This window comes from Kluyvera ascorbata ATCC 33433 (assembly GCF_000735365.1).
In the GTDB taxonomy this organism is placed as follows: Bacteria; Pseudomonadota; Gammaproteobacteria; order Enterobacterales; family Enterobacteriaceae; genus Kluyvera; species Kluyvera ascorbata.
In genome coordinates, this window is sequence record NZ_JMPL01000066.1 from 1 (window position 1) to 22,899 (window position 22,899).

A 22,899-nucleotide genomic window follows, 5' to 3' on the forward strand; every position below is an offset into this window, starting at 1 on the left:
CAAGTTTACTCGATGAAGAGTAAAGACGGACGCGGGGTGGAGCAGCCTGGTAGCTCGTCGGGCTCATAACCCGAAGGTCGTCGGTTCAAATCCGGCCCCCGCAACCAATTAAAATGACACCCATGTGGGTGTTTTTTTTTGCCTGTCGTTCAGCTCTCGCTGATAATCTACGCCACCCTTTCGAATGGCGCATACCCGCAAACTACGCTTCTTTATGCTCGCGCATAATCGTATAAATCTTTTCGATATCAATATGCTGGCGCATTGACGCCGCCAGAATATCAAACTGCTGCGTCTTATAGCGCGCATAGTGAAAATCACCGTCCAACGCCGCCAATCCTTTACGCTCACGCAGGCCGTTGACCAGCGTACGGGTAAATTCATCGCTATCAAACAGGCCGTGAAGATAGGTGCCCAAAACCAGCCCGTCCTCACTGACCGCGCCATCCGCGCTGTACTGGCCGTTTTTACATAGCTGCATCAGCGCACGACCGTCGTCTGACGGCGTGGTTTCACCCATATGAATTTCATAGCCGCGCAGCGGCAGACCAGAGACCGGCGCCAGCCAGCCCGGTAGCGCATCGCCGAGCGTCGCGGTGGCCTGCGTGGTGGTTTTCGTCGGCGCAAAGCGCGTCACCACGTTCAGCAGCCCTAAACCGGGCAGCGTGCCCAGCCCCGACTCCACGTCATCGATGAGCGTATCACCCAACATTTGATAGCCGCCGCAGATACCCAGCACCGGCACGCCCTGACGCTGCGCCAGTAAAATCCCGTGCGCCAGCCCGCTATCCTGCAACCACAGCAAGTCGCCGAGCGTATTTTTACTGCCGGGCAGGATAATCAGGTCAGCGCCGGACAAATCTTCCGCATGCCGGATATAGCGCACTCGCACATCCGGCTGCGCCGCCAGCGCGTTGAAGTCGGTAAAGTTAGAGATATGCGGCAGCTGCACCACCGCCACGTCAATCTCGTAGGCCCCCGCGTGGCGGTATTTGCCCTTTTGCAGCGCCACGCCGTCTTCATCTTCCAGGTCAACTTCCAGCCACGGCATCACGCCCAGCACCGGCACATGAGTCAGCGCTTCAATCTGTTCAATACCAGAGCGCAGCAACGCCACGTCGCCGCGAAACTTATTGATAATCACCCCTTTCACCCGCGCCCGCTCATGCTCGTGCAGCAGCGCTAGAGTGCCGTAGATAGCGGCAAACACGCCGCCACGATCGATATCGGCCACCAGAATCACCGGACACTGTGCCATCTCGGCCATGCCCATATTGACGATATCGCGGTCGCGCAGGTTAATCTCCGCCGGGCTGCCCGCCCCTTCCAGCACCAGCACGTCAAACTCGCTCGCCAGGCTCTGGTAGACCGCCATGATCTGCTCGCGCAGGCGAGGCTTGTAGTCGTGATAGCTGACGGCATCCATGCTGGTTGCCACCTCACCCATCAGCACTATCTGCGCTTTGCGGTCGCTGGTTGGCTTAAGCAGAATCGGGTTCATCCGCACGTCCGGCGCAATGCCCGCCGCTTCGGCCTGGAAAATCTGCGCGCGGCCCATCTCTTTGCCGTCCGGCGTAATGCCGGAATTGAGCGCCATATTCTGCGATTTAAACGGCGCGGTGCGCAGGCCATCCTGATAGAAAATGCGGCACAGCCCCGCCACCAGCATACTTTTGCCAACATCAGAGGCGGTGCCTTGCAGCATTATGGCCTGGGTCATCGATTTCCTCGTTCACGCATCTGACGGAAAAACTCCGTCTCAGTTTTACACAGCGGCAGCCCCAGCTCCGCATGCAGCTTCACCAGCCACGGTTGGCTCAGCCCCGCTTGTTCAATCAGCTCGGTACGGGCAAACACCTCGCCCGGCTCGCCCTCAGCCAGCACTTCGCCGTGGCGCAGCACGTATACCGCGTCGCTAACTTCATAAATTAAATCAATATCGTGGCTGGAAATCACCACATGATTTCCCTGCGCCACGATGCGTTTGATGATATCAATCATCTGCGCGCGCCCGGACGGGTCCAGCCCGGCGGTCGGTTCATCCAGCAGCAGGTAGCGCGCCTGTAATACCAGCGCACCGGCAATCGCCACCCGCTTTTTCTGCCCGTGGCTCAGGCACTGAATCGGCTGCTGACGGAAGTGCTGGGCATCAACCAGCGTCAGCGCGTCGTCTACCCGGCGGGCAATTTCCGCTTCCGGAACGCCCAGATTACGCAGACTAAAGGCGATATCGCTATCAATATCGGTGTAGAAAATCTGCTGCTCCGGGTCCTGGAATACGGTCGACACCTGCTGGCGCAGCGCCAGCAGCCCGCGCTTACTGTAGTCCAGCGGTTTGCCCTGCCACAGCACCGCGCCCTGCTGAGGGCGCAGCAGCCCGCTGAGGTTCATAAACAGCGTCGATTTTCCGCAGCCGTTCGCCCCAACGAGGCCGGTGACGGCCTGGCGCGAGAAGTCCAGCGTCAGCCCTTTAAGCGTCGGTTCCTGCTGGTAGCGAAACCAGAGGTCAGTGGTAGCCAGCATGGCGTTCCTTAGAGGTGAAAATCACCCTGATACAGTTTGATATCCAGTACGGTACTCATCTGCTGATAGCGGAGTAAAACGCGCGTAAACAGCAGGCTGACCAGCATCGCCAGCGAGCAGTAGCCCAGACGGACGTTGCGATAACCAAAGCGCAGCGTCTGCGCCCGGTGGATCGCCATCGCCTCGTCCAGCAGGATAAAGATAAAGCGCCAGGTCAGCAGGATCTGCTCGATCAGCAGGCGCGGCACCCGTCCGCGTTTGAGCAGCACGATAAGCTGCGGAAACGGCAGATTCAACACCAGCCAGAAGGTCGCGGACAATGCGGCCAGGCTGCGCCAGAAGGTCGCGTTGGCTGTCGCAAGCCCGGCGGCGGTGACGCCGAGCGAGAACGAACCCAGCGGCACGCTCACCAGCAGCGTGTGCGGGTCGCGGCTGAAGCTAAAAACAATCGTCACCACGCCCACCAGCAGAAAGCCCAGCGGCAGCGCCATCCAGCGAAGCCAGCGCCATAGAGAGATACGCAGCAGCCAGCAGGTAAAACCCGCCGTCAGCGCCATCAACAGCGCCTGCCCGAGCGGCGGCAGGCTAAAGGCCAGCACCATCATCAGCAGCCAGAGCAGAAACTTTCGCTCTGGCTGCACGTGAAACCAGCGGCTTTGGTAACTCAGCCTATCAAGCCCGGTCATCATGGCGCTGGCGGCCCTTGTAGTAGCCGAGAATGTAGAAAATCACCGCCGCGCCGAGGGAGCCCTGCAGGGTAAACAGCAGGCTTTCAATTTCACCGCTTGCCGGTTCATAGAGCGGCTGGAACCACGGTTTGTAGCCTGGATCAACGGCGGTAATTACGCCTTCAGCCTGATCGTCAGAACCACCGTATTCGCCGCCATGGTTGATAAAGAACGGCAGGATAACCAGCGCAATCACCATCGCCAGCAGGATTAATGTCTTTTTCATCTTAGCGCCCCTCAGTGGCGATCAGCTGTCGCTTGGTTAACTGGTCGTAGATCATCACCGTCAGCAAGCCTTCGGCAATGGCGATAGGAACCTGAGTCAGGCAGAAGATCCCCATAAATTTCAGGCTCGATCCCACAAAGCCCGCCTGCGGATCCGGGAAGGCCACGCCCAACTGGAGAGAGGTGACAAAGTAGGTCGCCAGGTCCGCCAGCATGGCGCACAGGAACACCGACACATCGCGGCGGAACCCGGCCTTACAGGCCATCTTCCACACCAGATAGCCGACGATTGGCCCAATTACCGCCATCGACATGCCGTTAGCGCCAAGCGTCGTCAGGCCACCGTGAGCCAGCAGCAGCGCCTGGAACAGCAGCACGATAGCGCCGAGAATAGCCACCACGCCCGGCCCAAACAGGATAACCGCCAGCCCCACGCCGGTCGGGTGCGAGCAGCTCCCGGTGACGGACGGGATTTTCAGCGCCGAGAGCACGAAAATAAACGCCCCGCACAGCGCCAGCAGCACCTTCTGGTTACTGTCTTCCTGCACGATGCGGCGCAGGCGAACCAGCCCGTACCACAGGCACGGCAGAAACAGCAGCCACCAGGCCAGCGCCCACATCGGCGGCAGGAAGCCTTCCATAATATGCATCGCAAAGGCCTCTTGCGGCACCACCAGCAGCAGTATCGCCGCCGCTAATCCACTGAGCGATAACCGCTTCAGCTGTTGTTCCAGTTTCATTGTCCTTGTCCCCACTGTTTATTGACCAAAATGGTCGAAAAATAAGGTAATGGCAGGCCGTCATCGACCTCGCCTAAATGCCGCCAGCACTGCTCACCCGGCAGCGTTGCCTCGGCCATCAGCAGCGCGTTATCCAGCAGCCCTGCTTTTGCCAGCAGCGCTTTAATTCGCGGAAAACGACCATAGACTTTCATCAGCACCAGGCTGTCGTGCTGCGCCAGCGCGCGTTCAATCTCGTCTTCCGGCGCGGTGCAGGCGACCACCGCCAGCGACTGCTGCTCCATCGCCAGCGGCGTTTTGCTGCGCGCGGCAATGGCAGCGAACGAGGTCACGCCGGGCACAATCTCCAGCCACTCAGGGCTGCCGATGCGCTGGAGTAAAAAGACCCAGGTGCTGAACAGCATCGCGTCACCGAGGGTGATAAAGCCGACGTTTTTCCCGGCTTCCACTTCGCGCACCAGCGCCGCCGAAACGTCATCCCAGACGGCCTCTTTTTCGGCGCTGTCGGCGCTCATCGGGAAGTGGCAGCAGCGTACTTCGGTCTGTTCACCGAGGTATTCGCGCACGATAGAGAGCGCCAGGCTGTCGCCGCCTTTGCGTCCTGCCGGGGCGTAAAGAATATCCAGCGATCCCAGAATGCGCGCCGCACGAACGGTAATCAGGTCAGACGCGCCCGGCCCGGTGCTCAGGGCATACAGTTTTCCGCTCATGCTGCCTCCAGAGACTGCTGTAAATGCGCAACAAACATGGCGCGCACCACCGGGTTTTCGCCCAGCCCGCACAGCCACGGCGTGGCCGGAATGCCCGCGGCGTTAAACAGCGTCTTCCACGAGTCGTCTTCGTCGGAGGCCATATCGTTGATGGCGTGGTCGCCCGCCACCAGCATCAGCGGCATCAGGTGTACGGCGCTGACGCCCTCTTTGCTCATGCTCTCAATCAGCACCTCCACCTCCGGGTAGCTTTCCACCGCGCCGACCCGCGCCGGGAAGCGCTGGGCGGTCATCATATGGTCGAGGCAGGCGTAGGCAGCAAAGGCGTGGTGGCTGGCACCGTGGCCCATAAACACCACCTTTTCGTTGGCTTTCAGCGCGGGCATTTGTTGAGTGAGCGCCTCCATCAGACGCACGTAGTCATCGTGGCCGCTCAGCAGCGGCGTGCCGAGGGTCAGGCGTTTGAACAGCGGGCGCAGGCTCTGCACTTCGCGGGCAATTTTCTCGTACTCGTCGCCGTTGATGATGTGCAGCGACTGAACCGCCACATCGTCATAGCCGAGGTCAGCAAGCTTTTGCAGCGCCTCAAGCGGCGTATCGGTATCAATGCCGTCGCGGGCTTTCAGCTTGCGGATAATCATGCCCGAGGTAAAGGCGCGGAACAGGTCACGATCGGGGCAGCTGGCTGCCAGTTCGCGTTCACAGGCGACAATATTCTTCTCGCAGGTATCGTGGTAGCTGGTACCAAAGCTCACCACCAATAGGGCTTTTTTCATGCTTGATTCCTTTTGTCGTCGGCCAACCAGCGCGCTAAGCGCTCGGCAAAGGCGGACTGACTTTCCAGTAGTTCGTCGCCGGACACCAGCGGTGCCGGGCGGGTAATCACGATGCAGGGAAGTCCGGCATCCAGGCAGGGCTGAACCTTCTCCTGATAGCCGCCTTCCGCGCCGGAGGCTTTAGTCACCACCACGTCGGCGCGGCAGTGACGGTAAAACGCGGCGTTAAATTCCGCGCTGAACGGCGCGCAGAGGGCAAAAATCTCGCCCACGCCAAAGCCAAGGTCGGCGCACTGCTGCACCACGTTCGGCACCGGCAGCACGCGGGCCAGCAGCGTTTTTTCCGGCAGCCCGGCGCGCCACAGCGCCAGATCTTTGCTGCCGGTGGTCAGCAGCACGCGCTGGCCTAACGGTTTGATCCGTTCACAGGCTTCATCAATGCCGGTGACGTAGTGCAGCAGCGGGTGCGTCAGTTCATCCAGTTGGTCCGGGCGCTGGTAGCGGCTCAGCAGGACACCCGCTTGTGCACAGGCGTCCAGCACGTTGCGACTGACCGCTTCGGCATACGGGTGCGACGCATCAATCACCCAGCGCGTGTTGTGTTCACGAAGCCAGGCGACCATCTCTTCCCGCTCCAGACGACCGCAGCGCACCTGCCCCTGAATATCGCCCGCCAGCGCTTCGCCGGTGGGCGTCGCCACCGATACGGTGTATCGCACCTGCGCGGCATCAAGCTGTAGGCAAAGCGCTCGCGCATCGCTGGTGCCGCCGACCACCAGCACGTCACCGAAACTCACAGCACGTAGCCTCTAGGCGTGATCATCAGGCCGTCCTGCACATAGGTGGTTTTGTTGCCGACGATGACCAGGCTCGTCATATCCACCGGTTCAAAGTCCATCGAGCCGAGCGTAGTGAGCCATTTTTCCTGCTTTTTACGCCCCGCTGATTTCACTACGCCCACCGGCGTATCGGCACTTTTAACGGCGGAAAGCAGTTCAAAGGCGCGCGCCAGATGCCCTTCGCGGCCCCGGCTGCGCGGGTTGTAGAAGCAGATAACGAAGTCGGCTTCCCCGGCGGCGACAATACGTTTTTCAATCACCGGCCACGGGGTGAGCAGGTCGCTCAGGCTGATATGGCAGAAGTCGTGCATCAGCGGCGCGCCCAGCAGCGAGGCCGCAGCAATGCTGGCGGTCATGCCCGAGATCAGGCGCACTTCCACGTCCAGCTTCTGTTTGCTAACCAGCTCCAGCACCAGCCCCGCCATGCCGTAAATGCCCGCATCGCCGCTGCTAATCAGCGCCACGTTGTGCCCCGCCTGCGCCAGCTCAATCGCCGCCTGACAGCGTTCAATCTCTTTGCACATCCCGGTTTTGATCACCTGCTTATCGCCGGTAAAGGCCTTCACCAGGTGGGTATAGGTTTTGTAACCGACGACGATTTCCGCCGCCTGCAGCGCCTCAACGGCTTCCATGGTCATCATGGCCTGCGAGCCAGGGCCGATTCCAATTACGCTTAACATCTGTCAGTGACTCCCAAAGTGATGGTGACGCCCTGTTCACGCAGGGTCTCGCCTAATAGATTTCCGTTGCTCATCCGCCACGCCGACGGACCAGAAACGCTGCCCACCCCGACCGTTTGCTTCACAAACAGCGAGGAGGGAAAACGGTGTTCGTGTTCGCACAGGGCGGCCACGCTAAAAATTTCAAACGGCACATCGAGGTTGCTGGCGAGTTGAATCAGCCCCAGTTCATCCTGCTTCACCACGATGCTGCCGATGGCTTTCAGCGCCAGCGGGTCGAGGTGATGCGCGGCAAGCTGACGATGGAGCAGTTCGCTTATCAGCACGCAGGGCGTTCCGCGGCGACAACCGATGCCCGCCACAATGCGCCGTGGCACCAGCTTCCAGTGCGGCAATGGCAGCCCCGGCAGCGTATCGCGCAGGGTGATACACACCAGCGCGTCCAGTGGCGGGAGCGCGTTCAGGTCGGTTACGGTGATAAATCCGCGTCGGTCACAGCGGCTGACTTCATCCGTTAGCGACTCATCCCACCACAGCCCCACCCGCTGCTGGCTGACCAGCATCTGATTGACGGTTTTCACCGCCGAGCGGAAGTCGTGCATCCGCGCGTTGAGCTGACAGGCCAGCGTATCGAGCGCCGCCACGTCGTTAACGTCTGTGGCGGTGGTGATAACCGGGTCAACGCCGAGAATGCCCGCCAGATGTCGGGCGAGGTTGTTCGCCCCGCCGATATGCCCGGAGAGCAGGCTGATCACGTGTTGACCGCGTTCATCTATCACCACCACCGCCGGGTCGTGGAATTTATCCACCAGCAGCGGTGCGAGCGTGCGCACCGCAATCCCGGTTGCACCGATAAAAATCAGCGCCGTCTCGCGGTGAAACGCCTGGCCGACGCTGGCAGAAAAGCCACCTTCAAACGGCAGAAATCCCGGCTCTACCAGCCCTTCGCGGGTATAGCAGGTCATCGGCAGCGCGGCGCTAAGCCGTTTTGCCAACGCCACGCCGCCGGGGGTCAGACAGAACAGCGCAATGCGCTCAGGCTTTGCGGTATTCATGGCTAAAATCTGCGGCGTAAAGGCGCGAGTAGTGGTATTCCTCGCCGAGAAAATCCCCGACCAGGATCAGCGCCGTTTTACGGATATCGGCGTCGCGCACTTTATCGGCGATATCCAAAAGCGTGCCGCGTACGGTCTGGCTCTCGGGCCAGGTGGCTTTGTAAATCACCGCCACCGGCGTGGTCGCCGGGTAGCCGCCGTCAATCAGCCGCTCGGCGACTTTGTTGATCCGCTGCACGGAGAGGTAAATCGCCATTGAGGTGCGATGCTGGGCAAAGGATTCCAGCTGTTCGCGCTCTGGCACCGGCGTACGCCCTTCCAGGCGAGTGATGATGAGGCTCTGCGATACTTCCGGTACCGTGTACTCGACGCCCAGCTCCGCCGCCGCGCCGAGAAACGCGCTGACGCCCGGTACTACCTGCCAGTCAATGCCGCGACGGGTCAGTTCTTCGCCCTGCTCGCGCACCGAGCCGTACAGCGACACGTCGCCGGTTTGCAGGCGCACCACCGTTTTTCCAGCCTTTACGCCCGCTTCCATCAGGTCGAGGATTTGCTCAAGATGCAGCTCGGCGCTGTCGTGGCACTCGGCTTCCGCCGGACAGTAGCTCAGCAGTTCGGGGTTTATCAGCGAACCGGCGTAAATCACCACCTGCGCCTGTTGCAGCAGGCGGTAGCCTTTCAGGGTGATAAGCTCGCGGTCGCCGGGACCGGCGCCCACAAACCAGACGCTGCGGGGGTCAAAGGCTTCAGCCATGATGTTCTTCCTTCTGGCAGGCGATAACAAAAACGGGATTATTCGGTTTGAAGTAGTGGCCGCTGCCGAGCGCGGTCATTGCGGAAACGCTCAATTGCTGGCAGTCCACCGTCGTGACGTTGGTCTGGCGCAGATGCTCCAGCGCCTCATGCAGGTTCTCCTGCAAAATAAAGGTCATCACCAGCCGTCCGCCGGGGCGAAGATGGTGCAACGACCAGTCAATCAGCGCCCGCAGATGGCCGCCGCTGCCGCCCATAAAGATGGCGTCGGCGGGCTCGACGATAACGTCAGGCGCTTCGGCTGCGACCACGTTGATATTGCCGCAGGCAAAGCGCTGGCAGTTTTCCGCCAGCAGGCGCAGCGCCGCCGGGTTGCGCTCAACGGCGGTAACGGCAAGCGTCGGGTTTTGCAGCGCCGCCTCAATAGAGACGCTGCCGGTTCCGGCCCCGATATCAATCAGGTGGCTGGCCCGATGCAGCTCCAGCTTCGACAGCGCCAGCGCGCGCACCGCCTCTTTGGTCATCGGCACTTTTTCGCCGCGTAAAAACAGCTCATCTTTCATCGAGGATCACCACCGTGTTCATCTCATAGTCGCTCTCCACGGCGCTAACCGGCAGCCAGTGGATGCGTTCGTTGTCCTGCGCCAGGTTTTCGCCAATCACCATCCAGCAGTGTCCCTTACCGCGCACCACCAGTTCGGCGGCGATGGCTTTCGGGCCGCAGCGTTTGTCTGTGACCATCGCCGCCTTGCGGTGGCTCGCCAGCATGTCGAAATCCACCTCGCGCCCGTGGCTGCTGGTCAGCCACATGTCGTTCATATCAATGCCCGCCTGCGCGCACAGGTATTGCACGGCGCTGACGCCGGGGATCACCCGCACGTTTTCACGGCCAAAATGGGCGATAAGCCGCGTGCCGATGCCGTAGAACAGCGGGTCGCCGGAGGCCAGCACCACCACGTTTTGTGCCTGTCGCGCCTCAATCCACGCCAGCACCTGGGGAATATTGGCGCCCAGCGGGCAGCGTTCACCGCCAAACTCCGGAAACTGCGCCAGATGGCGTACGCCGCCGACCAGCGCATCGGCTTGTTTCACTGCCTCCACGGCCAGCGGCGTCATCAGCTGTACGCCCGCCGGGCCCATTCCGACAACGGTTAACATTGCATGTCCTTGACGATCTCGTTGACCGGGCGGTTGCTGCCGAGGATCTGGTTATCAAAGGCGAACATGATGGCATCGCAGATGGGCGGATTTTGCGTGAAGCGCAGCCGCTCCAGCACGCGCTGGCAGATGCGCTCGGCCAGGTGGTTGTAGATCTTCTGGAAGCCGTAAGCGTCAATATGTTCCATTGCCGCTTCCGTGGTGTCGCACTCGCTCACCAGAGTGAGCAGTTCAAGGGGCGCGCCGAGCAGCGCCAGATGGGCTACCAGCGTCTCCATGCGCCCGTCGGCGATATGGCTGTGGGTGTGGAAAATCCCGGCGGCGATTTTGACTAGCTTGCCGGGGTGGCCAATCAACACAATCTGGCGAAAGCCAAGGCGCACCGACTCTTCAATCATGTAGCCGACGAAGTTGCTCATGGTGACCACCACCTGCGAGTCAATGCCCATCTGCTCGCGTACGAAGCGCTCTCCGTGGTTGCCCGGTACCAGCACCACGCGCTCCAACCCGGCGGCACGTTTCATCTCCAGTTCCAACGCCAGCGATCGTTTCCAGCTCTCTTCCGACATCGGCGTCACGATGCCGGTGGTGCCAATAATCGAAATGCCGCCCAGAATGCCCAGCCGCGCGTTATAGGTTTTCTTCGCTCGCTCTTCGCCCTCTGGGGCAAAAATCTCCACCTCTGCGCCGCGCGCCGGGCCGATGGCTTCACGAACGGTGGTTTCAATGGTGTGTCGCGGGGTACGATTAATCGCCGCGCTGCCGATGGGCAACCCGATGCCTTTGCGGGTAACGGTGCCAACACCTTCGCCGCCGCGCAGGGTAATCTCGCCGCTGTCATTGACGGTGACGCGGGCAAAAATCAGCATCCCGTGGGTGGCGTCGATATCATCGCCACCGTCTTTGCGGATGGCGGCAATACCCTGCTGGCCTTCGACGTGCGGGGATTCGACATTCAGGTTCAACGTCACGCCCGACGGCGTGACAATCGAGACCTGGTGAATCAGGTGCTGGCGCATCACCATCAGCGCGGCGACTTTCGCCGCCGCCGTGGCGCTGGAGCCGGTGGTGTAGCCTTTGCGCAGCGCTTTGCCGTTATGCCACACCGGGGCGTCGAAGTCGGGTTCGCTCATCGCGCCCCCTGCAGATGGTAGAGAATGGCGTTGACGATCGCCGCCGCGACGTTGCTGCCGCCTTTACGTCCCAGCGCGGCAATGCCCGGCAGGCTGCTTTTACTCAGCGCCTCTTTGGATTCTGCCGCGCCGACGAACCCGACCGGCACGCCAATCACCCCGCCGACCTCCAGCGCTTTATGCTCCATCAGGCGGAACAGCGCGGTTGGCGCATTGCCGAAGACGAACACTTTGTCGCCCTCTTCTTTGGCGGCAATGTCCACCGCCGCCATCGAGCGGGTAATGCCCTGCGCTTTGGCCTCGCGCACCACGCGCGGGTCGCTGATGTAGCAGCGGCACTCGCCGCCGAGGGTGGCCAGCAGGTTTTTGTTGATACCGGAAAGCGCCATGGTGGTGTCGGTGTAGAGCGTGCACGGGCGGCTCAGCGCCTCACACAGGCGGGTTAATGCATCCGGCGAGAACCACAAAATATCCAGCCACTCGAAGTCGGCGGTGGTATGGATTACCCGTTTGATAATCGCTTCGTGCAGTGGGCTTGCGAAGCGATACTCCGGGCGCGTTTGCGCGATAATCTCGCTGATAATCTCGAAGCTTTTGCTCTCAATCGCTTGCGGTTGCTGGATATAGTTCATGCAGTGCTCCTCAGGCCGCGCCGATAAGCCAGAACCTGACCGCCATAAACAGCAGCAGGGCCAGCGTTGACGCTACCCACATCAGTCGAATCGTTCGGGAAATATCATCGATGGCAATCGGGCGATGCGCGTCGCCAATCCACGGCTTGTTCACCCGCTCGCCAAAATAGTCGTTAGGGCCGCCAAGATGGATGCCCAGCGCGCCGGCGACGGTCGCTTCAGACCAGGCGCAGTTGGGGCTGCTGTGGTTTTTACGATCGCGCCAGCCGATACGCAGTGCGCGCGCGCCGTTATCGCGGCAGATAAAGGCGGCAAGGCCAATCAGCAGCCAGCTCAGACGAGCGGGAATGAAGTTCGCCACGTCGTCGAGGCGCGCGCTGACCATGCCAATTGCCCGGTATTTTTCGTGCTTGTAGCCCACCATCGAGTCGAGGGTGTTCACCGCTTTGTAGGCCATCGCCAGCGGCGCGCCGCCGAGCAACAGGAAGAAGAGCGGCGCGATAATGCCGTCAACGGTGTTTTCCGCCACCGTCTCCACCACCGCGCGGTTGATCTGTTCCGGCTGTAGCTGTGAGGTATCGCGCCCGACAATCCACGATAGCTTGATACGGCTTTCGGCAAGGTCGCCTGCCCGCAGCGGACGTTCGACCGCCTGCGCCGACTGCGCCAGGCAGCGCCCGGCCAGCACCGTGAAAATCATCCACACCTCAACGCCAAAACCCAGCCACGGATGTACGCTCGCGGCGAGGTGCAACACGCCCCAGGCAACGGCGTAAGTTAGCCCCACGACCGCCAGCCACATCACCCCGCCGCCAACACGCAGCGCAAGGTCGGAATGGCACACCCTGCGCACCGCGCGCTGCACGGCGTTAATCAGGTTGCCTATCCAGCGCACCGGATGCGGCCAGCTGTGCGGGTCGCCGATGATGAAATCAAGCACCCAGGCCAGGCACCAGGCCAGCAGCGTCATTGGGCGCTCCTTGCGGCGGCAAACCAGTGGTTCAGCATCGACGGGTTCTGAGCAAAGTGGAGGTGCAGGTAGCTGGCAAAGGTATTCCCGTGCTGCCAGCCACCGGTCCACTGCTGGAGCACCGCGCCGTCGCGGGTTTTACGACACGCCATCACTGCGGGGAGCTGGGCGGTAAAATCGGAGTAGTGGAATTCGTGGCCGCGCAGCACTTCGCCGGGGGCAGCGAGCAACGTTGGCTGCTGCGCCTGCGCTTCGCAGTAGCCAAAGCGGGTCAGCCGGGATCCCATTTTGCTGTGGCCGGGCAGAATATCGGCCATCGCGTAGGTATCACCGTTCTTATCTTCCAGCGTGGTGCCAAGGTACATCAGGCCGCCGCATTCGGCGTAAATCGCCACGCCGCGCTCGTGCGCCGCGCGCAGCTGCGTCAGCATTGGCTGGTTATCTGCGAGGGCACGGGCGTGCAGTTCCGGGTAACCGCCGCCGAGCCAGATCATCTGGCAGTCGGGGAGCGCCTCGTCATGCAGCGGGCTAAAGCGCACAATCTTCACGCCAGCACGCACCAGCAGTGCCAGATTGTCCGGGTAGTAGAAGTTGAAAGCTTCATCGTCGGCGAGCGCCAGGGTCAACCCGTCTCCGCAAAGCGGTTCCTGCGGCCACTGACCGGCGGGCAGCGCATGAAGTTCAGTGAGTTCTAGTAACCTGCCGATATCCAGCGTGTGCGAAAGCGTTGCCGCAAAATCCTGCCACGGTTGCTTATCAATCGCGGATTCACGGGCGGTCACCAGCCCCAGATGACGTTCGGGCAGCGCCACGCCTTCCGCACGCGACACGTAGCCCAGCACCGGCAGCGCGCAGTAGCGTTCAATGGCGCTTTTCAGTAGCTGGAAATGGCTCTCGCTGTTGACGCGGTTAACGATAACGCCCGCGATATTGAGGCTCGGGTCGAAGTGCTGAAAGCCCATTACCGTGGCGGCAATGGAGGTGGATACCGCTTTGCCATCGACTAGCAAAATCACCGGGCAGCCTAGCTGTTTGGCCATCGCGGCGCTGCTGCAATAGTCAGGGTCGGTGCCGTAGCCGTCATAGAGGCCCATCACGCCTTCAATGACGGCGATATCGGCCTGCTGCATATGTTCGCTGAACAGCGCATTGAGGATGGAGGTGGGTAGCATGAACGCATCGAGGTTGCGGGAGGCAACGCCGCACAGCGCGGTATGCCAGCCGGTATCGAGGTAGTCCGGCCCCACTTTATAGGGCTGCACCCGCAGACCGCGCTGCTGAAGCAGCGTCAACAGGCCGAGCGTTACCGTGGTTTTACCACAGCCGCTACCGGTGCCGGCGAGAACGAATGCATGCTGTCTGGCTGCCATACCCTGACCCTATTCAGGGTGGAACTTGGGTATAGCCGTGCGTGCGCCCAGTCCGGAGACTGTGCGACTCAAAGCAACCCGCTTCCCACCGAAGCTGTTGAAATAAATCAACAGGCAGGTCTTCTGGCTCAGCGTCATCCTCACCCGGCCTTCCCGATCGGTCGATCAGTGGTCAATACGGGGTCGTCAGCATTACAGCAGCGGGGGCTGCGGAGGATTTACACCTCCTTCCCTAGCATATTATCGATGCCAAACCTGTTGATTGCAGATTTATGCCGACGCGATGGCCCACATAAAATAAAAGCAGGTTACTCTAGCGCCCCGGTAAAATGATTTCGTTGCGCTGTGACAATACCGGTATATTTATTTACGGTAGTGATATTTTGAAACACAAGGCAAGGGAAATCATGAGCGTTGCGCGCTGTCCAGGCTCCTGCGGAGAGCTGATTCAGGGCTGGATTCTAGGCAGTGAAAAGCTGGTCTCCTGCCCAATAGACTGGTACAGCACGGTGGAAGTCCGTCGGGGAACGCCGCGCCTTGATGAGCGCCCGCTTACGCGCCGCATGGTGGATACGCTGCTGGCTCATTGGGATTATCCCCTCGCGATGAGCCAGACGCTGCGCATTGAAGTGGACTCGACGCTACCGATCGCCAAAGGGATGGCAAGCAGCACCGCCGACCTTGCCGCCACGGCGCTCGCCACCGCAATGCATTTGGGGCATTCACTGAGTGAATCTGAACTCGCCGCGCTTTGTGTCTCCCTTGAGCCAACGGACAGCACCCTGTTCCGCTCGCTAACGCTGTTCGACCACCTTCATGCCCGCACGCAGATTGCCTGTGCGCCCGCACCTGAGTTTGATCTGCTGGTGCTGGAAAGCCCGCGCGTTCTGCGAACCGCCGACTACCATCGCCAGCCCCGCGAAGCCGCGCTCAGGACTCACGCCAGCACGCTGGCGCAAGCGTGGGAAAACCTACAGACGGCCTGCGAAAGCAACAGCGCTAGCCTGCTGGGAGAAGCCGCGACGCTCAGCGCCGTCGCCAGCCAGACGCTGCTGCCAAAGCCGGGCTTTGACACGCTGCTGACGCTGGTTGAAAGCTGTGGGTTATACGGTCTGAACGTCGCGCACAGCGGCAGCGTGGTCGGGCTGATGCTCGACCGGCGTCGTCATGATGTGGAGTATGTGAAATGGTCGCTGGCGCAATGCGGGCTCTCCGAACGCTGGCCGCAGCAGCACCTGCTAAAAGCGGTGACCGGCGGGGTTCAGCCCAGCACCTGATGCAGCGCGTCCAGCAACTGCTGATTTTCCGCCGTGCCGCGAATCGCCACGCGGAAATAGCGCTCGTCCAGCCCCGGATAATTGGCACAGCTGCGGATTAAAATCTGCCGTTGCAGCAGCGCATATTGCAACTCAACCTCCGCGCGTTCACAGCGCAGAAACAGATAGTTAGCCCTGCCCGGATAGATCTTCAACCCCGGCATATTCTCCAGCGCGCGATAAAACCGTGTCCCTTCCTCATCAAGCCATCGCCATGTGCGCTGCTGATACTCATGGTCGTTCAGCACGATTTCCCCGGCCAGCGCCGCAAAAGCGTTGATAGACCACGGCATCTGATGCTTTCGCAGCCGCGCCACCGCCTGCGCGTCGCCGTTGAGCAAATACCCCAGACGCAAACCGGGAATAGCATAAAACTTGGTCAGCGAGCGCAGCACCCAGATATGTGGGTTTTGCGCGAGCAGCGGAATAAACCCCTGTTCACCAGGAATAAAATCGAGAAAGGCTTCGTCGAGGATAAGCTGAATATTCAGCGCGTTGCAGCGTTCGGCCACCGCCAGCAGCAGCGCGCGTTCCGGCAGCAGCCCGGTCGGGTTGTTTGGCGTGCAGAGAAACAGGCAGTCCAGCTCAGGGGTTAGCGCATCAAGCAGGCGGGAGGTGAGCTGCCAGCCGTCCGCTTCGCGAAGTGCAAAGGTTGCAATCTCGCAATCGATGGTTTCCAGCGCCCGGCGATATTCAGCAAAGCCCGGAGCCACCACCATCGCCCGCTTAGGCTTCAGGCCGTGGACGAGGGTAAAAATCGACTCAGTTTCACCGTTACCCGCCAGGCACCACGCCGCAGGCACGCCGTGATGCGCCGCCAGCGCCTGATGCAGCTGCTGGTAGTCAACGTCCGGGTAGCGCTCCGCGCAAGAGAGCTGGGCAACAATAGCCTGCTTCAGGGTATCGGGCATGCCCAGCGGATTGATGTTCGCACTGAAGTCCAGCAGTTGGTCGGCGGTCAGGCCCATCAGCGCCGCCGCTTCGCGCGTGTTGCCGCCGTGGGCGCTTTTCAGCCGTGACATCGCCGATTACCCGCGCCGCGCCAGCGTCGCGCCGTCGGCAAAGTAGGCTTTGATCCCGGCGAGAATAGATTCAGCCACTTCCTGCTGGAAAGTCGCAGTCTTGAGCTTGCGCTCCTCTTCAACGTTACTGATAAACGCCGTTTCGACTAGGATCGACGGAATATCCGGTGCTTTCAGCACCGCAAATCCGGCCTGCTCCACCTGGTTTTTATGCAGGTCGTTCACCTGCCCCAGCTTTTTCAACACCGCTTTACCAAACTTCAGGCTGTCAGCGATGGTCAGCGACTGCACCATATCGAACATGGTGTGGTCGACGTAGCGGTCGCCGCTCTTGCTCACACCACCGATTAAGTCCGAGGCGTTCTGGGTTTGAGCAAGGTATTTTGCCGCGGTACTGGTGGCCCCTTTGGTCGACAGGGCAAACACCGATGAGCCGCTCGGCTGGCGGCTGGTAAACGCATCCGCATGAATAGAGACAAACAGGTCGGCACGCTGCTTCTGGGCTTTCGCCACGCGCACCTTCAGCGGAATAAAGATATCTTCGTTGCGCGTCATGTAGGCTTTCATGTTGCCTTCTTTTTCAATCAGCGCGCGCAGGCGACGGGCAATTTGCAGCACCACGTCTTTCTCCCGCGTTTTGTATTTACCCACCGCGCCGGAGTCTTCGCCGCCGTGGCCGGGGTCAAGCATGATAACAATTGGACGGTCGCGCCCGGCTTTGCCAGGCTGCGGGCCGCTTTGCGACGGCGGTACCTGCTTTTCCAGGTCGCCTTTGTTGTAGTCTTCCAGCAGCGCCAGCAGCGGGTCCTGCTGCTCTTTACTGCTGGCAGGATAGAGATCCATCACCAGACGTTCTTTAAACTCTGCCACCGGTGCAAGGGCAAACAGCTGCGGCTTCACGTCCTGCTTCAGCTCAAACACCATACGCACCGTTTGCGGATCGAACTGCCCTACGCGCGCAGATTTAATGAAAGGGTCGTCGCTGCGGATCTGCGCGCCCATGCCTTTCAGCACCGAGTTCAGGTTCACCCCCTCGAGGTCAACCACCAGGCGATCAGGATTGCTCAACGCAAACTGTCGATACTTGAGCTCACGGCTGGACTCCACCGTCACGCGCGTGTAGCTGGACGCAGGCCATATGCGCACCGCCACCACCTGACTGACGGCAGCTAACCCGACCTGACTCACGCTTAACAACCACATGGCACCGGCACCTTGTAGCAGGCGACGACGGCTCAAAGACTGACTTCCCGACATGCTCCATCCCAGGCAAAAAAGTAACCCAACTTATACTCTATGGATTTCGAGTGGCAGGAAGGCGGCAAGTGCGCGAATCCCGATGAGCTTACTTTAGTAAGTGATTCGGGTGAGTAAACGCAGCCAACGCACCTGCCACTTGAAAGACGACGAGTATACGCATAATACGATTGACCGGAAACTGTAACTAAAGCCGCATAAACTGTCATCTATAAAAGGGTAAACATTCGTTGAATCAGTGAAATTTGGCCGGAGTTTTTCCAATGTTTAAGCAAATTGTGGCTTGCGTTTCCGCTAAAAACAGAATAAAAATACACTAATTACGAATAATCATGCATTGAGGGTTGTGCCGTGGTGAAGGAACGTAGAACCGAACTGGTAGAGGGGTTTCGCCATACCGTCCCCTATATTAACGCCCACCGGGGGAAGACGTTTGTCATCATGCTTGGCGGCGAAGCCATTGAGCATGAAAACTTTTCCAGCATCGTCAACGATATTGGCCTGCTGCACAGTCTAGGCATTCGCCTGGTGTTGGTCTATGGCGCGCGCCCGCAAATCGACGCGAATCTGGCCGAGCATCACCATGAGCCAACCTACCACAAACATATTCGCGTGACGGATACGAAAACTCTGGAGCTGGTGAAGCAAGCCGCGGGCCTGCTGCAGCTGGATATTACTGCCCGCCTGTCGATGAGCCTGAATAACACCCCGCTGCAGGGCGCGCACATCAACGTGGTCAGCGGTAACTTTATTATCGCTCAGCCGCTGGGCGTCGACGACGGTATCGACTACTGCCATAGCGGACGTATTCGCCGTATTGATGAAGAAGCCATTCACCGCCAGCTCGACAGCGGCGCTATCGTGCTGATGGGCCCGGTCGCCGTTTCCGTTACCGGTGAGAGCTTTAACCTGACTTCGGAAGAGATTGCTACCCAGCTCGCCATTAAGCTGAAAGCCGAGAAGATGATCGGCTTCTGCTCCTCGCAGGGCGTGTTTAACGAAGCGGGTGACATTATCTCTGAGCTGTTCCCGAACGAAGCACAGGCACGCATTGAAGAGCTGGAAAAAGAAGGCGACTACCTTTCCGGCACCGCGCGTTTCCTGCGCGGCGCGGTAAAAGCCTGCCGCAGCGGCGTACGTCGCTGCCATCTTATCAGCTATCAGGAAGACGGCACGCTGTTACAGGAGCTTTTCTCCCGCGACGGTATCGGTACGCAGATTGTCATGGAAAGCTCCGAGCAAATTCGCCGGGCAACCATCAACGATATTGGCGGCATTCTGGACCTGATCGCACCGCTGGAGCAGCAGGGTATTCTGGTGCGTCGCTCCCGCGAACAGCTGGAGATGGAGATCGATAAATTCACGATTATTCAGCGTGATAACACCACGATCGCCTGTGCCGCACTTTATCCTTTCCCGGAAGAGAAAATTGGTGAGATGGCCTGCGTGGCGGTACATCCAGATTACCGAAGTTCTTCACGCGGAGAAGTGCTGCTACAGCGGATTGCCTCCCAGGCGAAGCAGATGGGGCTTAACCATCTGTTCGTGCTGACGACGCGCAGCATTCACTGGTTCCAGGAGCGCGGGTTTAAGCCGGTGGACGTGGAGCTGCTGCCGGAGAGTAAGAAGCAGCTGTATAACTATCAGCGCCGGTCGAAGGTGCTGATGACGGATTTGGTGTAAGCGATATATTACGTAGCCCGGGCGAAGCGCTTGCGCTGACCCCGGGCTACACGAGGCACCGTGCTAACCTATTCCATCTCTGCAAAAATCGCCGATAGGCCGCTGCGTCGTTCGGTGCGCGTGGCAATCGCCTGCGCGAGCAGGTTTTTATCGGCGTACATCGACAGCCGCACTTTTGCGCGGGTTATCGCCGTATAGACCAGCTCACGGCTCACCACCGGGACAATCTGCGTCGGCAGCACCAGCGCGGCGTGGGTGAACTCGGAGCCCTGTGATTTATGCACCGTCATTGCCCACGCGGTATCGTGCTCGGGCAAACGGCTTGGCTGCACAGATTTAATCGTGCCATCCGGCATCGGGAACCAAACGCGCATCCCCTCTCCGCGATCCAGCGCAACGCCGATATCGCCGTTAAACAGCCCCAAAGCGCTGTCGTTTCGCGCAATCATCACCGGGCGGCCTTCATACCAGCGGGAGTGGCGCTGCGGCACAATCTGTCGGTGGCGCGTAAGCAACTGCTCAAACTGCTGATTAAGCCCACTGACACCCCACGGCCCTTCGCGCAGCGCACACAGCAGTTGGTATTCACCAAACGCGGCCAGCACAACTTCAGGGTCAGCCTGTTCACGTAAAAGCTGCAGATAAGGGCCATAGCCCGCTCGCGCGTCGTCGAGCATCGCGGCGTAGTCGTCCGTCGAGTGCTGCGGCTTCAGTTCAATATCGCTAAAACCGCGGGCAAATACGGCGTCGATCTCTTTTTTATTCCCCCGGTTCACCGCGCTGGCAAGCTGGCCGATACCGGAGTCGCTACCAAAACGGTAGCTGGTACGCAGCAGACAAAGGCTGTCGCGTAGGGCTCCTGCGGTTTGACCGTCACCGGCGGGAACCGTGGCACCCGCCAGGCGGCTTAACTGTGCCGCACGCTCTGCGGTGTAGCCTGCGTTCACCCAGCTACAGATATCGCCGAGCACCGCACCGGCTTCTACCGAAGCAAGCTGGTCGCGGTCGCCAAGGAAGATAACCCGCCCGTGCGGCGGCAGGGCGTCAATCAACCGCGACATCATCGGCAGGTCAATCATTGAGGCTTCATCCACCACCAGCACATCCAGATGCAGCGGGTTTCCAGCATGGTAGCGCATTTTCTGGCTGCCCGGCTGCGCGCCGAGCAGGCGGTGCAGCGTGCTGGCATCGGTGGGTAGCATGGCTTTTTGCGCGTCGCTTAAATCAAGTTTTCGCAGCGCCGCGCCCAGCGATTCAGTGAGACGCGCGGCCGCTTTACCGGTTGGCGCAGCCAGACGAATACGGCATTTATCCGTCCCCGCCATCTGCACCAGCGCCGCCAGTAGTTTCGCAACGGTGGTGGTTTTCCCGGTGCCGGGGCCGCCGGAGATAACCGAAATACGGCGAGTCAGCGCCACAGCGGCAGCCACTTTCTGCCAGTCGATCGTATCGCTTACCGGGAACAGCGCCTTGAGCGTCGCAGCAAGCTGGGCTTCATCGACAACAAACGGCGCGTTGTTTTCGCTAAAAAAGCGCGCCACGGTGAGTTCGTTGCGCCACATGCGGTTGAAATACAGTCTGCCACGGCTCAGAATCAGCGGCGACGGGCGTTCCCCGCCGCTCACGGCGTCTGAGCTTAGCAATAACGTTTCCCACTCCTGCGGCGCGTTCGCTTCGGCAAACAGCTGCTGCCAGAACTCGCGAGCGCGGCCTTTCGGCTGCATAGATGAGCTGAGATGGGAGAGCGGCAAACAGACGTGCCCTTCCCCGGTATCGCGGCTCAGCATCGCGGCGGCCAGCATGACGGCAGGATGCTCATCTTTCGCCACCATCAGCGCAAACTGCACGTCGAGCGGGCGCAGCAGCTTCATTTCGGCCGCTTCCAGTAAACGTTGTTCGAGCGTCATACGTTGCTCTCCTCACCGGCAAACAGCGCATCCATTGCCATAATCAGCGCGGGGTCGGGCCGGGTGGCAAATATTCCCTGCTGTCCCGCTTCGCCGTCCACGCCGCGCAGGAATAGATAAATCACGCCGCCGAAATGGCGTTCATAGTCATAGTCGGCAATGCGGTGACGTAGATAACGATGCAGCGCCAGGCTGTAGAGCTGATACTGCAAATCATAGCGGTGTGACCGCATTGCCTCCGCCATCGCCTCCTGGGTATAGGCCTCACCGCTCTCGCCGAGCCAGTTAGACTTGTAGTCCAGCAGGTAATAGCGTCCGTCGTGGCGGAACACGAGGTCGATAAAGCCCTTCAGCATGCCGCGCACCTGGCGGAAATCGAGCTCCGGACAGCCCGCCGACAGCGGGTCATAGCGACGGGTCACGGCGTCCAGCGCGCGCGCATCCAGCGTCTGGGAAATCGGCAGATAAAACTCCATCTCCACCTGCTTTTGTCGCGCGCTAAGCTGGTTAAGCGCAACGCCGGTATCCGCCAGCGGCGCGGCCAGCACCTGGGTAATCCAGCGGGTCAGCACCGGTTCCCAGACTTCATCAAAGCCGTTGTTTTGCAGCTTTTCACGCATCCACTCGGGTGAGATAGGCTGGGTGAAGTCGAGGTCTTCAAACAGGCTGTGCAGGAATGTCCCCGGCGACGCGCCGCGGGGGAAGTGGTGCGGCGTCATCTCCGGCTCAACTGGAGCGTCCGCGATGCCCGAGGCATCAATATCGATACGCGGTAGCAGGTCCTGCGCCACGCTGTGTCCGCGCTGCTGTAGGCCGGAGTAGCTGGTGACGCGCCAGTCATCAACCACGCGGCGCAACACCTGACGCGCCGCCAGCTCCGGCATCTCGGGTTGCGTCGCCTGCCAGCGAGCGTCGTCCGGCGCGGTGGCCAGCGTTAAGGATATATGTTCATCGCACAGCGCCTGGAGGCAGGCGTTCAGGCCAGCGGCATCCAGCACTTCGCCTTTTTGCAGCAGCCTGCCCGGCGCGCTGTGGTGTAATTCGGTATCGGTCGGTTTATCGCTGCGCCGTGCCGTCAGCGGGGCAATGCCCAGGCTGCAATGCCAGATGGCGCGCGTTAAGGCCACATACAGCAGACGCAGGTCTTCCGCCAGGCGTTCTGCTTCCGCGAGCTCCAGGCTCTCGTCGCTTTCGTTGAGATCCAGCACCGCCCTGAAGGATTCACGGTCGTGGTAAAACGCCTGTTTCTCTTTACGGAAACGGGCGATAAACGGCAGCCAGACCAGCGGGTACTCCAGCCCTTTCGATTTGTGGATAGTGACTATTTGCACCAGGTGCTTATCGCTCTCCAGGCGCATTTGCTGGCTGGACGCGTTGGTATCCGGCTCAGCGACCTGCTGGTTGAGCCAGCGCACCAGCGCA

General features: G+C 60.3%; 23 protein-coding genes, 1 tRNA gene and 1 riboswitch. Of the genes, 3 read left to right on the forward strand and 21 right to left on the reverse strand.

Annotation, left to right across the window (positions count from 1 at the left end; genetic code table 11):
- Nucleotides 1-30: 30 nt before the first annotated feature.
- Nucleotides 31-107: transfer RNA gene (locus tag GKAS_RS15140), tRNA-Met, on the forward strand.
- Nucleotides 108-202: 95 nt separating this feature from the next.
- On the opposite strand, the gene GKAS_RS15145 is transcribed toward GKAS_RS15140, so the two are convergent.
- Genes GKAS_RS15145 through GKAS_RS15225 form a run of 17 tightly spaced genes read right to left on the reverse strand, consistent with a single transcriptional unit; the run spans nucleotide 203 to nucleotide 14,292 of the window.
- Nucleotides 203-1,720, reverse strand: a complete 1,518-nt coding sequence (locus GKAS_RS15145) for a cobyric acid synthase (protein ID WP_035895313.1) — start codon at nucleotides 1,718-1,720, stop codon at nucleotides 203-205.
- The gene (locus GKAS_RS15150) at nucleotides 1,717-2,523 is read right to left on the reverse strand and encodes an energy-coupling factor ABC transporter ATP-binding protein (RefSeq protein ID WP_035895316.1); all 807 of its coding nucleotides are present in this window, start codon (nucleotides 2,521-2,523) and stop codon (nucleotides 1,717-1,719) included. The genes GKAS_RS15145 and GKAS_RS15150 overlap by 4 nt, the downstream gene beginning before the upstream one ends.
- An 8-nt stretch (nucleotides 2,524-2,531) precedes the next feature.
- Complete coding sequence (locus GKAS_RS15155; RefSeq protein ID WP_035895358.1) at nucleotides 2,532-3,209, reverse strand: energy-coupling factor ABC transporter transmembrane protein; 678 nt, start codon at nucleotides 3,207-3,209, stop codon at nucleotides 2,532-2,534.
- Nucleotides 3,196-3,477, reverse strand: a complete 282-nt coding sequence (locus tag GKAS_RS15160; RefSeq protein ID WP_035895318.1) for an energy-coupling factor ABC transporter substrate-binding protein — start codon at nucleotides 3,475-3,477, stop codon at nucleotides 3,196-3,198. Before GKAS_RS15160 ends, GKAS_RS15155 begins: the two co-directional genes overlap by 14 nt.
- 1 nt (nucleotide 3,478) lies before the next feature.
- A complete protein-coding gene (gene cbiM, locus GKAS_RS15165; protein WP_035895321.1) occupies nucleotides 3,479-4,216 on the reverse strand; it encodes a cobalt ECF transporter S component CbiM in 738 nt (245 codons plus the stop codon).
- On the reverse strand, nucleotides 4,213-4,926 hold the full coding sequence (locus tag GKAS_RS15170) for a cobalt-factor II C(20)-methyltransferase (RefSeq protein ID WP_035895322.1): 714 nt from the start codon (nucleotides 4,924-4,926) through the stop codon (nucleotides 4,213-4,215). Before GKAS_RS15170 ends, cbiM begins: the two co-directional genes overlap by 4 nt.
- Nucleotides 4,923-5,702, reverse strand: coding sequence for a sirohydrochlorin cobaltochelatase (cbiK, locus tag GKAS_RS15175; RefSeq protein WP_035895324.1), 780 nt, complete (start codon nucleotides 5,700-5,702; stop codon nucleotides 4,923-4,925). Before cbiK ends, GKAS_RS15170 begins: the two co-directional genes overlap by 4 nt.
- A complete protein-coding gene (locus GKAS_RS15180; RefSeq protein WP_035895326.1) occupies nucleotides 5,699-6,499 on the reverse strand; it encodes a cobalt-precorrin-6A reductase in 801 nt (266 codons plus the stop codon). The genes cbiK and GKAS_RS15180 overlap by 4 nt, the downstream gene beginning before the upstream one ends.
- On the reverse strand, nucleotides 6,496-7,221 hold the full coding sequence (locus GKAS_RS15185; RefSeq protein WP_035895328.1) for a precorrin-3B C(17)-methyltransferase: 726 nt from the start codon (nucleotides 7,219-7,221) through the stop codon (nucleotides 6,496-6,498). Before GKAS_RS15185 ends, GKAS_RS15180 begins: the two co-directional genes overlap by 4 nt.
- Nucleotides 7,215-8,276, reverse strand: a complete 1,062-nt coding sequence (gene cbiG / locus GKAS_RS15190; RefSeq protein ID WP_035895330.1) for a cobalt-precorrin 5A hydrolase — start codon at nucleotides 8,274-8,276, stop codon at nucleotides 7,215-7,217. Before cbiG ends, GKAS_RS15185 begins: the two co-directional genes overlap by 7 nt.
- Entirely contained in the window at nucleotides 8,257-9,030 is a 774-nt protein-coding gene (locus GKAS_RS15195) for a cobalt-precorrin-4 methyltransferase (RefSeq protein WP_035895333.1), read from the reverse strand. The genes cbiG and GKAS_RS15195 overlap by 20 nt, the downstream gene beginning before the upstream one ends.
- Nucleotides 9,023-9,592: a decarboxylating cobalt-precorrin-6B (C(15))-methyltransferase gene (locus GKAS_RS15200; protein WP_035895335.1), complete on the reverse strand. Its 570-nt coding sequence runs from the start codon at nucleotides 9,590-9,592 to the stop codon at nucleotides 9,023-9,025. Before GKAS_RS15200 ends, GKAS_RS15195 begins: the two co-directional genes overlap by 8 nt.
- Nucleotides 9,582-10,187 (reverse strand): cobalt-precorrin-7 (C(5))-methyltransferase, encoded by a 606-nt coding sequence (locus tag GKAS_RS15205; protein ID WP_035895337.1) that lies wholly within the window; start codon nucleotides 10,185-10,187, stop codon nucleotides 9,582-9,584. Before GKAS_RS15205 ends, GKAS_RS15200 begins: the two co-directional genes overlap by 11 nt.
- The gene (gene cbiD / locus GKAS_RS15210) at nucleotides 10,181-11,320 is read right to left on the reverse strand and encodes a cobalt-precorrin-5B (C(1))-methyltransferase CbiD (RefSeq protein ID WP_035895339.1); all 1,140 of its coding nucleotides are present in this window, start codon (nucleotides 11,318-11,320) and stop codon (nucleotides 10,181-10,183) included. The genes GKAS_RS15205 and cbiD overlap by 7 nt, the downstream gene beginning before the upstream one ends.
- The gene (locus tag GKAS_RS15215) at nucleotides 11,317-11,952 is read right to left on the reverse strand and encodes a cobalt-precorrin-8 methylmutase (protein WP_035895341.1); all 636 of its coding nucleotides are present in this window, start codon (nucleotides 11,950-11,952) and stop codon (nucleotides 11,317-11,319) included. The genes cbiD and GKAS_RS15215 overlap by 4 nt, the downstream gene beginning before the upstream one ends.
- 10 nt (nucleotides 11,953-11,962) lie before the next feature.
- Nucleotides 11,963-12,922 (reverse strand): adenosylcobinamide-phosphate synthase CbiB, encoded by a 960-nt coding sequence (cbiB, locus tag GKAS_RS15220; RefSeq protein WP_035895344.1) that lies wholly within the window; start codon nucleotides 12,920-12,922, stop codon nucleotides 11,963-11,965.
- Entirely contained in the window at nucleotides 12,919-14,292 is a 1,374-nt protein-coding gene (locus GKAS_RS15225; RefSeq protein WP_035895345.1) for a cobyrinic acid a,c-diamide synthase CobB, read from the reverse strand. The genes cbiB and GKAS_RS15225 overlap by 4 nt, the downstream gene beginning before the upstream one ends.
- A gap of 96 nt (nucleotides 14,293-14,388) precedes the next feature.
- Nucleotides 14,389-14,566, reverse strand: a riboswitch (cobalamin riboswitch).
- A 133-nt stretch (nucleotides 14,567-14,699) separates the two neighbouring features.
- Between GKAS_RS15225 and GKAS_RS15230 the strand changes: the two genes are divergently transcribed.
- Nucleotides 14,700-15,569, forward strand: coding sequence for a GHMP family kinase ATP-binding protein (locus GKAS_RS15230; RefSeq protein WP_035895347.1), 870 nt, complete (start codon nucleotides 14,700-14,702; stop codon nucleotides 15,567-15,569).
- On the opposite strand, the gene cobD is transcribed toward GKAS_RS15230, so the two are convergent.
- A complete protein-coding gene (cobD, locus tag GKAS_RS15235; protein WP_035895348.1) occupies nucleotides 15,554-16,630 on the reverse strand; it encodes a threonine-phosphate decarboxylase CobD in 1,077 nt (358 codons plus the stop codon). The genes GKAS_RS15230 and cobD overlap by 16 nt on opposite strands.
- Before the next feature lie 6 nt (nucleotides 16,631-16,636).
- The gene (gene amiC, locus GKAS_RS15240) at nucleotides 16,637-17,887 is read right to left on the reverse strand and encodes an N-acetylmuramoyl-L-alanine amidase AmiC (RefSeq protein ID WP_035895349.1); all 1,251 of its coding nucleotides are present in this window, start codon (nucleotides 17,885-17,887) and stop codon (nucleotides 16,637-16,639) included.
- A gap of 351 nt (nucleotides 17,888-18,238) precedes the next feature.
- On the opposite strand from amiC, the gene argA reads away from it, so the two are divergent.
- A complete protein-coding gene (gene argA / locus GKAS_RS15245; RefSeq protein ID WP_035895350.1) occupies nucleotides 18,239-19,570 on the forward strand; it encodes an amino-acid N-acetyltransferase in 1,332 nt (443 codons plus the stop codon).
- 68 nt (nucleotides 19,571-19,638) lie between these two features.
- Here argA and recD read toward each other — a convergent pair whose 3' ends face one another.
- Together recD and GKAS_RS15255 are read right to left on the reverse strand one after the other, a co-directional pair.
- On the reverse strand, nucleotides 19,639-21,477 hold the full coding sequence (gene recD, locus GKAS_RS15250) for an exodeoxyribonuclease V subunit alpha (protein WP_035895353.1): 1,839 nt from the start codon (nucleotides 21,475-21,477) through the stop codon (nucleotides 19,639-19,641).
- Nucleotides 21,474-22,899: 3'-5' exonuclease (locus GKAS_RS15255; RefSeq protein WP_035895355.1), on the reverse strand; the 1,426-nt coding region annotated here is incomplete at its 5' end. The genes GKAS_RS15255 and recD, both read right to left, overlap by 4 nt.

Coding starts and splice junctions, on each gene's coding strand:
- cbiG (WP_035895330.1), bottom strand. CDS start 8,276: ATGAATACCGCAAAGCCTGAGCGCATTGCGCTGTTCTGTCTGACCCCC.
- GKAS_RS15155 (WP_035895358.1), bottom strand. CDS start 3,209: ATGACCGGGCTTGATAGGCTGAGTTACCAAAGCCGCTGGTTTCACGTG.
- cbiM (WP_035895321.1), bottom strand. CDS start 4,216: ATGAAACTGGAACAACAGCTGAAGCGGTTATCGCTCAGTGGATTAGCG.
- GKAS_RS15230 (WP_035895347.1), top strand. CDS start 14,700: ATGAGCGTTGCGCGCTGTCCAGGCTCCTGCGGAGAGCTGATTCAGGGC.
- GKAS_RS15215 (WP_035895341.1), bottom strand. CDS start 11,952: ATGAACTATATCCAGCAACCGCAAGCGATTGAGAGCAAAAGCTTCGAG.
- GKAS_RS15160 (WP_035895318.1), bottom strand. CDS start 3,477: ATGAAAAAGACATTAATCCTGCTGGCGATGGTGATTGCGCTGGTTATC.
- recD (WP_035895353.1), bottom strand. CDS start 21,477: ATGACGCTCGAACAACGTTTACTGGAAGCGGCCGAAATGAAGCTGCTG.
- GKAS_RS15200 (WP_035895335.1), bottom strand. CDS start 9,592: ATGAAAGATGAGCTGTTTTTACGCGGCGAAAAAGTGCCGATGACCAAA.
- GKAS_RS15170 (WP_035895322.1), bottom strand. CDS start 4,926: ATGAGCGGAAAACTGTATGCCCTGAGCACCGGGCCGGGCGCGTCTGAC.
- GKAS_RS15185 (WP_035895328.1), bottom strand. CDS start 7,221: ATGTTAAGCGTAATTGGAATCGGCCCTGGCTCGCAGGCCATGATGACC.
- GKAS_RS15150 (WP_035895316.1), bottom strand. CDS start 2,523: ATGCTGGCTACCACTGACCTCTGGTTTCGCTACCAGCAGGAACCGACG.
- GKAS_RS15195 (WP_035895333.1), bottom strand. CDS start 9,030: ATGGCTGAAGCCTTTGACCCCCGCAGCGTCTGGTTTGTGGGCGCCGGT.
- GKAS_RS15205 (WP_035895337.1), bottom strand. CDS start 10,187: ATGTTAACCGTTGTCGGAATGGGCCCGGCGGGCGTACAGCTGATGACG.
- cbiD (WP_035895339.1), bottom strand. CDS start 11,320: ATGAGCGAACCCGACTTCGACGCCCCGGTGTGGCATAACGGCAAAGCG.
- cbiK (WP_035895324.1), bottom strand. CDS start 5,702: ATGAAAAAAGCCCTATTGGTGGTGAGCTTTGGTACCAGCTACCACGAT.
- cbiB (WP_035895344.1), bottom strand. CDS start 12,922: ATGACGCTGCTGGCCTGGTGCCTGGCCTGGGTGCTTGATTTCATCATC.
- GKAS_RS15145 (WP_035895313.1), bottom strand. CDS start 1,720: ATGACCCAGGCCATAATGCTGCAAGGCACCGCCTCTGATGTTGGCAAA.
- amiC (WP_035895349.1), bottom strand. CDS start 17,887: ATGTCGGGAAGTCAGTCTTTGAGCCGTCGTCGCCTGCTACAAGGTGCC.
- cobD (WP_035895348.1), bottom strand. CDS start 16,630: ATGTCACGGCTGAAAAGCGCCCACGGCGGCAACACGCGCGAAGCGGCG.
- GKAS_RS15225 (WP_035895345.1), bottom strand. CDS start 14,292: ATGGCAGCCAGACAGCATGCATTCGTTCTCGCCGGCACCGGTAGCGGC.